This window comes from Neptuniibacter sp. QD57_21, assembly GCF_047778075.1.
Lineage (GTDB): Bacteria > Pseudomonadota > Gammaproteobacteria > Pseudomonadales > Balneatricaceae > Neptuniibacter.
Window position 1 is genome coordinate 1836625 of the sequence record NZ_CP180549.1, and the last position, 12021, is coordinate 1848645.

Genomic DNA, 12021 nt, shown 5'->3' on the forward strand with positions numbered 1-12021 from the left:
ATGTGTGAGCCAGTAGAACCGCGATTATTATTATCGGCTGACCCACTTTCTTTTGTCGCAGATCCAGATTCAGCAAGTGATCTGACTCTTAAGTTATTTGAAGACTTAGCTACCCCTCCTATTTTACAACTTTATGATACCTCCGGTGATACGCCTGTTTTGCTCTCTGAACGTTTGCTCAGTGAGGTAGGCGATGTCGTCATTACGGGTTCAGATCTAGATGACCGCCTTAAAATTGATTTTGACCAATCTGATGCTCCTGGAATTGTTATTACCTTTGAAGGTGGAGCAGGTAATGATGTACTTGTTGGTCCAACTGCTGATAGTGATTGGCAGGTCACTGGATCTAATGCTGGTACGTTAAATAGCAATCTTCAGTTCAGTAATGTCGAAAATCTTACAGGTTCAGCTGATAACGAAGATACCTTCACCTTTTTGCCTGACGGTAGCTTAAGCGGCGTTATTGATGGCGGTGATGGAGGGTTCGATAGCTTAGTGATTGAAGGGGGGGACTACGAAAATGTCGTATTCACACCGACAGGGCCAGATTCAGGTACGGTAGCTCTAGATGATAACCTGATCACTTACGTAGGCTTAGAACCGATTACGGCTACTGGCACCTTATCAGATGTCATATTCGATCTGACTGCTGGGGATGATTACGATGCCCAGTTAAGTGATGGTTTAGCTCTAGGTGAATATACCTTATCAGGTACTACGTTTGAGGATACAACGTTCCTTGCACCGCTCAATTCATTAACCATCAATGGTGGCGATGGTAACGATACTATTACGTTAACTAATCTCGATCTTGGCAGTGTAGATTTAACCGTAGATGCCGAAGAGATTATTGTTACAGGTTCGCTTACTGCAGGGGATATTACGCTTACAGCAACCGCATCTGATGAAGGTACGATCGAAACGGTAGGGGATCTGTACGATGAATTTACAGGTCCATTGGATGCAGTTGAAGATATTGAGCTTCCTATCGACCTTAGCGGTTTATATTTTTCAGACCCTAACGCAAAAATAGACCTTTCATCAGCCGTAGTTAGTGGCTCTGCTGTTGTTCTTCGTGCCCAAGCTTCTTCGCCTGTAAATGCTGTACCTGCAGATCTTTTAGGTGCAGGTATTGATGGTGTTGGTGTTTATGCCCGAGCACGTGCTGAAGTTAATATTCTTGATACAGCAATCACAGCCAATAGTTTGATGGTTGAGGCGACCACCGCGGTAAGCAGCGACCAAACCGATGCTGCGACTGCAGAGGATAACGATAGCGAAGCAGATGCAGCAATATCCCTTGTTGTTGTAGATTCAAGTGCTAAAGCACATATTTCCGGCGCAAGCACTCTTAATATCAGTGGTGATGTCGATATTCTTGCCAGCACGGAGATCGATGTAAACAGTGAAACTGATGGTTCCCTCGGTGATTCCGGTGCCACTTTAGCTATGGGTTTAGTTTTCACTGAAACTAAGGCTTACATAGACGGCAGCTCTTCAATACTCGGAAGCACAGCAGAAAAAGTTAACGTTAGCGCGACAACCACCAATCAAGTGCACACCAAAGCAACTTCAACTCAAGGTGGTTCAGAGGAAAATACCAGCGGCGGCAACCAGACAGAAAGGGCGCTTCAAGACCCTAACAACGACGGTGATAATTCAGATAGAGCTAGTACAGCAGAGGGTGATGTCGATTTTGCTGGCGCCTTAGCTTTAACACTGGTTGATAATCTAACCGCAGCTTACATAGAAACTAGCGGCAGTATCACCACAGATATCAGCCTTACTGATGCCAATATCGATGTTCATGCAACCTCAAATGACACTGTAACAGCAACAGCTGATGGCTCAAATACTGGAGCAGCAGCACCAGGTGTAGGTATAGCGGTTGCTTTAAATATCGCAACCGTTGATAGCCTTGCTTATCTAGATGGTGCCGGTAGCTATTCTGCCGATGCAATTGAAGTGAATGCCACCCTAGATGCTGATAACAGTTTTGAAGCTGCAGCCGAATCAGGCTCAGGTGGCGGAGATCTTGGTGTTGCAGGATCATTAGCCGTTAATGCTGTTACAGCGCGAGTCGAAGCAACGATTGAGTCAGGTGCAACACTTGACCTGGGATCAACCGATCTATCGTTGAATGCACTAACGGCCGTTAAATCTAACGCTCTTGCTAAAGCTGATGTGGAAGGCGACGGCGATAGTAATGACACCGATGATGGTGATAGCAACAGTGGTGAAGGCACTGGCCTTGGTGCATCTGTCGCAGTAAACATCACTGATATTGTTACCAGAGCAGCGGTAGAAAATGCGCTGTTGAGCAATGTAGCAGCGATTGACGCTAATGCTACTGGCTCCTACTTTATGGATACAAAAGCGGTTGGCGGTGCAGCAGGCGGTACAGCACTAACTCCAGTGGTTGCGATCTCAATTGCTCGTAACTCGACCATCGCTGAGATTTCAGCAGGTAGTAATACACTAAATCTAGCAGGCGATCTATCTTTAACCGCTGATCATACCAGCGTGACAAGTACCCATGCAGCAGGTGATACAAAAGGTGATTCTGTTGGTCTTGGCGCATCTTTAGCGCTGACCATTGCTGAAGAAGACGTTCAAGCACAAATCTTGCGTGATGTTATCTCATCTGGCGGGCAGGTGATGTTGCTAGCTCAGGGCGCAACAGCTTCCAGAACTCATGCTGAAGCCAGTGCTGCTGGAGCTGAAGAGGACGATGGCTCAAATCCTGATGGTGTGGATGATCAAAACGCTCAGCAACTCGGCTTTGCAAATTCCCAAGCTGACAGTAGAACCGACTCTGGTTCGACCAACAGTTCAGAAACACCTGATGCTTCAACATCAGATGGTAGTGTCAGTGTTGCGGCTGCAATTTCAATCAATTTAGGTGAAGCCGATTACTCCGCTTTGATAGCCGATGGTGCAGTCGTTTCATCAACTGGCGCCTTAACGGTAACTTCACGTGCTAACAGTGACTCTGCCGCTATAGCTGATGCAAGTGCGACATCTACAGATGGTGGTGTAAGTGTTGGTGCTGCCGTTGCAATCAATAAATCAGACACCCTAAATTTATCATCGGTTGGTGATGGTTCTATCGTTGACACCGGAGCCACTGTAAGTGCTGATGGACTCACTGTAAATGCTCTAATGGCTGAACGCAGCAGTGATATCAGCTCTAGCACTGTGGTCGATCTGGCAGCAGACACAATATTGCTCGAAGGCGTAGAAGGTTTAGAAACCGCTGATGAAGTTACTTATCAGCAGGATGATGACGGTAGCGCAATTGGTGGGCTAACTGATGGCACGACTTATTATCTGATCGATGCCGGTGATGGTAAATACAAGCTAGCGCTCAATGAAGCCGATGCCAATAATGGCACTGCAATAGACTTAACCTCATTAGGCGGTGGCACCGAGCACACATTCGAACGCGCGGGTGAAGAAGATATCACCTTCAACCCTCAATACGAGCTTAAATTTGAAGTACCACAGGGCTATGTTACCGGTGATGAAGTGACTTATCACAATGGCGGTGGCAGTGATATTACCGGGCTATCAGACGGTAAAACCTATTACCTGATTATTGGTGATGAGATTCAGCTGGCTGAATCTCGAGAAGATGCTTTTGCAGGTAATGCGATTGAGGTGACTGGATCTGGCAGCGGTGATAATCACACGTTAACCGAATCGATTCATCGTACAACAGCACGTTCTACATCTGGCGCGAGTGGTGGTGATGTAGGTGTTGCAGGCTCGTTAGCAATTAACCTTGTAGATGTAACGACTTCCGCCCTAATCGCTGCGGATAGCAGCGTTACTATGCTGAATAACAGTGCTGTCAGTCTTAATAGTGAATCAGTCACTGAGCATTCCGCTATGGCGCTGCCATTAGAAAATACAGGTGGTGAAAGCGTAGGTATTGGTGCATCAGTCGCCTTGAATGTCAGTGATAACGATACCTTATCTGAACTTGCTCTAGATGGCAGTATTACAGGCGCATCTGATCTAACACTCGATGCTGATGGTACTTATGAACAATGGGTTATTGCTCGTGCAGGTGCGGCAGGTGGTGTAGCGATTACTCCCGTTGTAGCGCTTAACATAGCTTTCAATGATACCGATGCAAATATCCAAGCAGGCTCATTACTCGATATAAGTGGGAATCTAACTCTTAACGCCGAACAAACCAGCAGAACCACAGCTGACGCTGAAGGTGATGTTGAAGGTTCTGATGCAGCAATCGGCGCTTCTTTAGCCTTAGTATCAGCCAATGATAGTACTGCCGTTATGATCGCTAGGGATTTGACAGCAGGCGGAGCCATGATGTTGATGGCACGAGGCAACAATGCCTCAAGAACGACAGCCAAAGCCAGCTCAAGCGGTGCAGAACAAGATGATGGCGTAGAAAATAGCGGGGATGATAACGGCGTTAATGATCAGGTTGCCTCACAACGCAGCTTTGCGGACAGCAATAGTGATGAAGGCACCGGGGATAACGATAGCCCAGATGCATCTACCTCTGAAGGTACCATTAGCGTTGCAGCAGCTATCTCGGTCAATATTAGTGATTCACAAACTTCCGCTTATGTTGGTGGCACTTCTTTAGATCCAATCACAATAAACGTAGCTGGCGATATCAATGTAAACAGTTCCGCTAATGCTGATTCACTATCGGAAGCCGATGGTAGCGCTACAACAAATGAAGGCGGTACTAGCGTAGGTGTCGCTGTTGCACTCAGCACTTCCGATATCAGTAATAGCTCTCTAATTGAGTATGCCGATATTACTGCATCTAGTGTGAATGTCACTGCAGAAATGGCTGATCGAGATGTCGATATCACCCCTAAAGAACCGATCAGTGTTGATGTTGATGCAAACACTATCTATGTAGGGGATATCGATGATTTAGAGACTGGGGATGAAGTTACCTATAGCAACGGCGGTGATACCAGCATAGGTGGCCTAACCGATGATGGTGGCACAACTAAGTATTACGTAATCGATGTAGGTGATGGCAAAGTTAAACTGGCTGCTTCTGAAGCTGATGCAAATGCCGGTACAGCAATCGATCTAACATCCTTGGGTAGCGGGGATAATCATAGTTTAGAGCGAGATGGTAAAGATAACCTCGACTTTGACCCAGACGAAAAACGTTTCGAAATTCACTTACAAGACACGTTGGGCCTTAATACAGGCGATGAGATTGTCTATAGCAATGGTGGCGGTACCGATATTGGTGGGTTAACTAACGGCAATACTTACTATGCCATTATCGAAGGCAATGGCCGACTCAAACTTGCCGATACCAAAGAAAACGCTCTCAAAGGTGAGGCCGTAGAATTAACTAGTATAGGTACGGGCAGCTCTCACCAAATTACAGAATCAACTCACTCCTCATCAGCACGAGCTAACTCTGGTGCGAGTGGTGGAGATATTGGTGTTGCCGGTTCCGTAGCGATAAATGAGGCCAGCGGCTCAACTTCAGCAACCCTAGGTGATGGTTCAGACATTACTGCAACTGGCGATGTCACCGTTAAAGCTGAATCTAGTACTAGCAATGAAGCGCGTGCACTACCTGGAGACCCTACCTCAGGTGGCAGCGGTGGCGGCTTATCCGTTGCTGTGAATGTCAGCGCACATGATACCGATGCCGGTATATTAGGCGGCGACATTAGCCAGTCAGACAATTTATCTGTTTCTGCTGAGGGTGATCACACCATGGTGACTCTCGCTAAAGCAGGTTCTAAAGCAACCGGTTCCGATGGAATAGCTTTTGGTGGCGCTGTAGCTATAGGTGTAGCAAACAACGATACATCGGCTCAGATTGATTCCAATGGCGACGCTCTTAATGTCGCAGGTGATCTCAGTATCTCCGCATCCACCTTAGAGGCTCAAAAAACAGAAGCTGACGCAGAAACTGATGGCGGTGAAACCGGCGTGGGCATCTCCTTTGCGATGGGCTGGGTAGAAGACAATACCGATGCTTTACTTGCAAGAAGCGTCAACACCGGTGTTGGTAATGTTTCAGTGGTAGCGCTATCAGAAATTGATGCGACAACCGTGGCTAAAGCCAGCTCAGAAGGATCGAAGTCTGAAGAAGACGGCGGTAATACCTCAGATGAGGAAACAAGTAATCAAACCGATTATGCCAATAGTCGGGCCGGCACTTCGGTTTCTGCACCTACAGCAGGTGACCAGGTTGAAGGAGCAAATACCACCGCTGAATCACAAACCGCTAATCCGGGTGGTCAAGGTGGTACGGGTGAAGATGCATCACAACAAACACGAGGCGGTACTGTACGTGTAGCTGCAGCGATTGGCGCTACTGTCATTGCCCCTGAAGTTAATGCCTCTATTAGCGATGGCGTGGTTATCGATGCCAGTGGTGATCTCACCGTCAAAGCAACCAGCGATGCTGATGCAGATACACAAGCCATCGCCACAGCTTTTGCTGATGATGCTAAAACCACAGTAGGCGCTGCCGTAACTGTAAATGTCGGATTGTTAGATACTCATGCTTCTATCGGCAATAGTGATATCACCGCAGCATCTGTCAGCATTGAGGCGGGCACTCCAAACGGTGAAAGTAACGACTTTAAACTGCTCTCACTGGCCGGTAGCGGTTCTACTCAGAAAGGCGAGAATGATAATACTGCCGTGGCAGGTTCTGTAGGCGTTAATGTCATTATCAGCAACACTAGCGCTACGCTCGCTGATGGTGCGAGCCTTACAACGACTGGTACCGATCTAAGCGTTGAAGCAAGACAAGATATCGGTTTACAGAATATAGCAGGTGGTGGCGCACTAACCTTATCCGATGAGGGTACCAGTGTTGGTGCTGCGATCGGGGTTAATGTTGTTGAAAATGCCACTCTTGCAACCGTTGGCGATGGTACTTCTATAGATTCTGCTGGAGATCTGTCAGTCATCGCAGATGCGTCTGTCAGCCCTCTAGAAATCATTGTCCCAGTGCTTAACGAAACCGGCATTGATGTCACCACATTAGTTGCCGGTGCTGCAATCGGTTCTGGTGGCGATGCAGGTGCCGGATCTGCGGCAATTGATGTCTTTGTATTAAATACTAAAGCGAGTATTGGTGCCGGAGCGGTGGTGAGCTCTGGCAACGACCTGACTGTAAGAGCAACAGACGATACAACACTTTCAACATTTGCTGGTGCTCTGGCAGGCAGTAAAGATGCTACCGGTGTCGGTATAGGCCTAGGCGTAGCGGTTATCACCAAATCGACTGAAGCGATAATAGATGCGTCCGATAATGCTCTAGTACCTACATCCATAACCACTGGCGGAGATTTGATCGTTGAAGCTGATGGTACCGAGGATATTTTCCAATTAACTGCCAATATTGGTGCTGGGGACAGTACTTCAGGCGCTGGCGGCCTAAATGTTTTGGTTAATCTGACTGATACCCGTGCGGTTTTAGGTAAAGATCCGGATGCTGAAACACCTGAAGCAGGCAATGTAGTTGTTAACGCGACAGGTTCAGCGATGGTTGCAGCTAACAGTCATACAGCCATTGAAAGCTATGCGGGAACCCTTGGGGTATCAATGAGTGGCTCTTCAGTAGGTATCTCGGTTGGGGTATTGGTCGATATTGATCGTACCCATGCCGTGATCGGTGAGGGTGCCGAAGTCACATCTTTAGGCCAAGGAGCTGGGGTGTCTGTAAGAGATGGCATCTTTGATAGTAATGGCGATCAAGGCACAGAAACCGTCAATGGCTTATCTGTAACCGCTACCAGTTATGACGATGTATCCCTTTTAGCTATTGCGGCCTCTGGTTCATTAGGGCAGGACAATGGCGGCAATGAGAACGGAGACAATGACGGTGGAACCAATGTTGGTATCGCAGCATCCGTTGGCGTTGCCGTACTCGACGGTGAAACCCATGCCACATTAGGTGCTGGAGCCACTATCAATGGTGGTAATACCGGTGCAGCCGCAAATCAAGGCATATTACTTCGTGGTGCGGACGAAACCAATGTCACCAACATTATTGGTGGTTTAGCGATTACCAATGGTGCCGATGCCGGTGTCACAGGCTCAGTATCAGTTAATGTAATCGATAATAGTGTTTGGGCACGGGCGTTAGGCAGTAATGATCTAACGTCGAATTCCGGTGGCGTGACCCTTTCTGCAACTGATGCTACCAACCTTGATACGGTCACCATTGCAGTCGCAGGTGCAATCAAAACGGGTAACAGCGATAACAACAATTCCAGTGATATAACGTTCGCTGGTGCAGGCAGTGTCACAGTTAATGTAGTTGATACCGAACTTTTAGCTCAGATTGATAGTGGCACGGTAGATACAGATGGCAATTTAACCCTGCATGCCGAAGATAACTCAGATATTAGAGCCGATTCAGGTGGTGCCACATTTGCTTATGACAACAGCGGAAGTACAGCCGGTGCAGTGGGCGCCTCTGTTGCGGTCAATGATGTTACACAAACCATTCGAGCGACTGTTACAGATACTCCAGTTAGCGCTACCGGTGGTGTAGACGTCAGCGCCACTAACTCATCCAGCATTCAGGCATTAACCATTGCAGGTTCCGCAGCAGTTGCTAATGACTCGGATGCCTTAGCTGGTGCAGGCTCCGGTTCAGGGAATTTCATTTTAGCTTCAACCGAAGCAAGTATTACCAACACTGGTGCAGCGCAAACATTGTTGAGTGCAGGTGATATAAATATTTCAGCGACTGATAACAGTTACATCAATGCTGATGCCGGTGCAGGTGCCTTAGCATTATCACTAGGCGGCGGTGATTTAGGTGCTGCGGCAGCGGGTGCCGCAGGTGCGCAAAACGTTATCACTAAAGTTACAACGGCAGCACTTCGTAACGTTAATGCCACGGGTGACAACGTTAATGTAACTGCAACCTCCACATCAACAGTCAACGCTTTCACTTTAGGTATTGCAGGTGCACTGGCAAATGACGGTAGCGCATTAGCGTTGGCAGGTTCCGGCTCCGGCAACTTCATTACCGGGGATATAAGCGCCATCATCAACCCTAGCAGTATCGTGGCAACGGGTGATGTCAGCCTGTATGCGTCTGATACAAGTATTGTTACTTCAACAGCAGGTTCAGCAGCCGTATCGATCAGCGTCGGCAGTGGTAGCGGCTCTCAGGCTGGGGTCGGCTTAGGTGTTTCGGTCGCGGTGAATGAGATCGATGTTTCTACAGAGGCAATTCTGTCTTCGACTTCAGTTAATGCAGGTGGTGCGCTTTCTGTTGAGGCTTTAACGGCTTCTGAGATAGATACTCTGGCCTTTGGTGTAGCGTTATCCGTCACACAGTCTAGTGATAATAATGCTATCAGTGCTGCTGCAACCGGCGCTTTAACCTTTAATACCATCAGTAATAGTGCCATTGCAGAAATTGAAGATGTAGCTGATTCAGGCGCTACGGTTACGGTGGCTGGCCCAGTATCAGTTATAGCAACGGATCAATCATTAATCGTTGCAGATGCTGCAGCAGCTTCATTCAGTTTGGCGATCAGTTCTGATAATACCTCTGTATCTGGCAGTATCGGTGTAGCTGTGGCTGATAATGATATAAGTAATACAGCCAGAGCTGCGATCAATGATATTAGCCTAACAAGCAGTTCTTCTGGCGCTACGGTTTCAGCGCTTTCAGAAGCGAGTATCGAAGCCATAGCGGTATCTGCATCGGTCGGAATTAGTTCTTCATCGAATGGTACTTCCGCAAGTTTCTCTGCAGATATCTCCTTAGCTTTCAATGATATAGACAGTACAGTTGAAGCGATGATCGAGGGAGGTTCAGTTGTAGATCTAGCTGGATCACTCGTTTTATCAGCTATCGATAACTCATCTATTACTGCAGACATAGTGGCAGCTAGCATCAATGCCGCTGTCAGTGGATCTGGCAGTTCGGGTGGCTTAAATATCACAGCCACTAATGCCAACAATGAAATTAATAATACAACTAGAGCCCTAATTTCTAACTCAATACTCACTGCTTCAGCATTGGATATAGATGCTGAATCCAATACATCAATAGACGCTGTCGCAGTATCAGCAGCCATCAGCGTGACCATTAGTGGTTCCTATTCACTCAGTGGAACGGGTAGCGGCGCAGGCAGCCAGAACACCATCAGCAATATTATCGAGGCAGGATTAGTAAATGGTGCTGATGCAACGATTGGTGGCAATACTGATATTGATGCCTCTAATGCAGCAGAGATCTATGCCGATGTCGCTGCGGCAAGCGCTTCGGTCACAGGCAGTAGTGATGGTGCCATCACTTTAAATGTCACCGTAGCTACAGCAGATAATGTCATTTCTACACAAACCAGAGCGTTAATCGATAACAGCAGTCTATCAACTGGCGGGGATCTGATACTCAATGCCGATTCAGCAGGAACAATTGAAACCTTAGGGTTAGCAGCAAGTTTAAGTGTAAATGCCAGTAGCGGTAATATCGCTGTTGGAGCATCTGTCACTGTTGCGGTTGTTACTAATACAGTCAATGGCGCTGTCGAAGCAGTAATTCAAAACAGTGCGGTTGTTGATGCCAGTAATGTCACTATTAGCGCTACTAACAGTAGTTTGATTGATGCAATTAGCACATCGATTGGTGTAGGTGTTACCGCAACCAGTGGTTCAATCGCCTTTGGCTTAGATGCATCAGCAGCTGTCGCCCTCAACAATGTGGGTACAGCAGTGACCGCAGGAGTGCTTAATTCTGATGTCACTAGTAGCGGCATTCTTGATATAGATCTCACCTCATCGTTACAGATGAATGTCACCACAGTTGCAGTTGCTGTCACTGTTGGTGCTTCGGGTGATGTGGCAGGTACAGTCGCTGGCGCGGGTGCAGCGGCAGACAATATTCATAGCGGTGTTTCCAGAGCGGTCATTGAAAATAGCACTGTAAATGCAACAGGTGCGGTTAGTGTGGATGCGGTAGATACATCATCTCTAGATTCAGAGGTGGTTTCTGCATCAGCTTCAGTCGCAGTCGGTAGCACAGCAGCCTTTGCTCTAGGTGTGTCAGTTGTATTAGCTACCAATAGTCTCAGTGGCGTAACAGAATCAGGTATTATCAACTCAACAGTGAATGGCGGCAGCATAACAGTTGGTACTGATACGCAGCTGTCGATTCTCTCTACGGGTGTGGCAGCTAGTTTATCTTTAGCTGCAGGTGATATTGCGATCACGGGTGCAGGTGCGGGCGCATCATCTTTGAATACTCTGAACAATACTGTGGCAGCTCGAATCAGTAGCAGTATTGTTACCAGCACCAACGGCTTAAGCGTTCATGCTGAAGATAGCTCCTCTGTTACCTCTACGGTAGTTGCTGCCTCAATCGGTTTAGCCATTAGCAGTGGCGGTAGTGCTGCAATATCAGCGGCAATTGCGGTATCTATTGCGGATAACGACATCAATACAGACTTAAGAGCGGCAATTGATGATGGATCGCTTATTACTGCCAACGGCACAGTTGATGTATCAGCGCTTGCAGATGGCTCAGTAGATGCCAATGCGGTAGCTGCCTCTGTTTCGGTTGGCGGTGGTGGTACCGTTAGCGTCGGGGCGTCCGGTTCTGGTAGTGCAGTTACCAATACGCTAGCCAATACTGTCGAAGCCACTATTGATACTGCAACCATTAACAATGCGACTGATGTAGTTGTGATGGCCACCAATGAACTCACCATCGACACCTTAGCGGTAGCAGCATCGATCGGAGCGTCTGCTAGTGGTACAGCTGCAGTCACTGTATCTGGCTCGGTTACGTTAGCGACGCTAAATTCGAACACGGTAACCTCTGCGAGCATTAGAAGTTCAGCGATCACAGATCCTAATACAGTTTCAGTACTGGCATTTAACGATACTGATATAGAAACCAAAGCTGTTGCTGCAACACTTTCGTTAGCCGCAGGTTCTTCTGCAGCGGTAGGTGTTAGTTTCGCAGTCGTAGAATCCGTTGCCAACGTTGGTGGCACCACAGAAGCAGTAATAAAC

1 protein-coding gene (only partly in view) is annotated in these 12021 nt (G+C 47.6%); it reads left to right on the forward strand.

Features of this window, described 5'->3' with window-relative positions:
- On the forward strand, positions 1 to 12021 hold the beginning of the coding sequence (locus ACMXYS_RS08180) for a Calx-beta domain-containing protein (RefSeq protein ID WP_415898209.1). The gene runs 23397 nt beyond the window's last position; the window shows 12021 of its 35418 coding nt (coding positions 1-12021); its start codon is at positions 1 to 3; its stop codon lies off the right edge, out of view.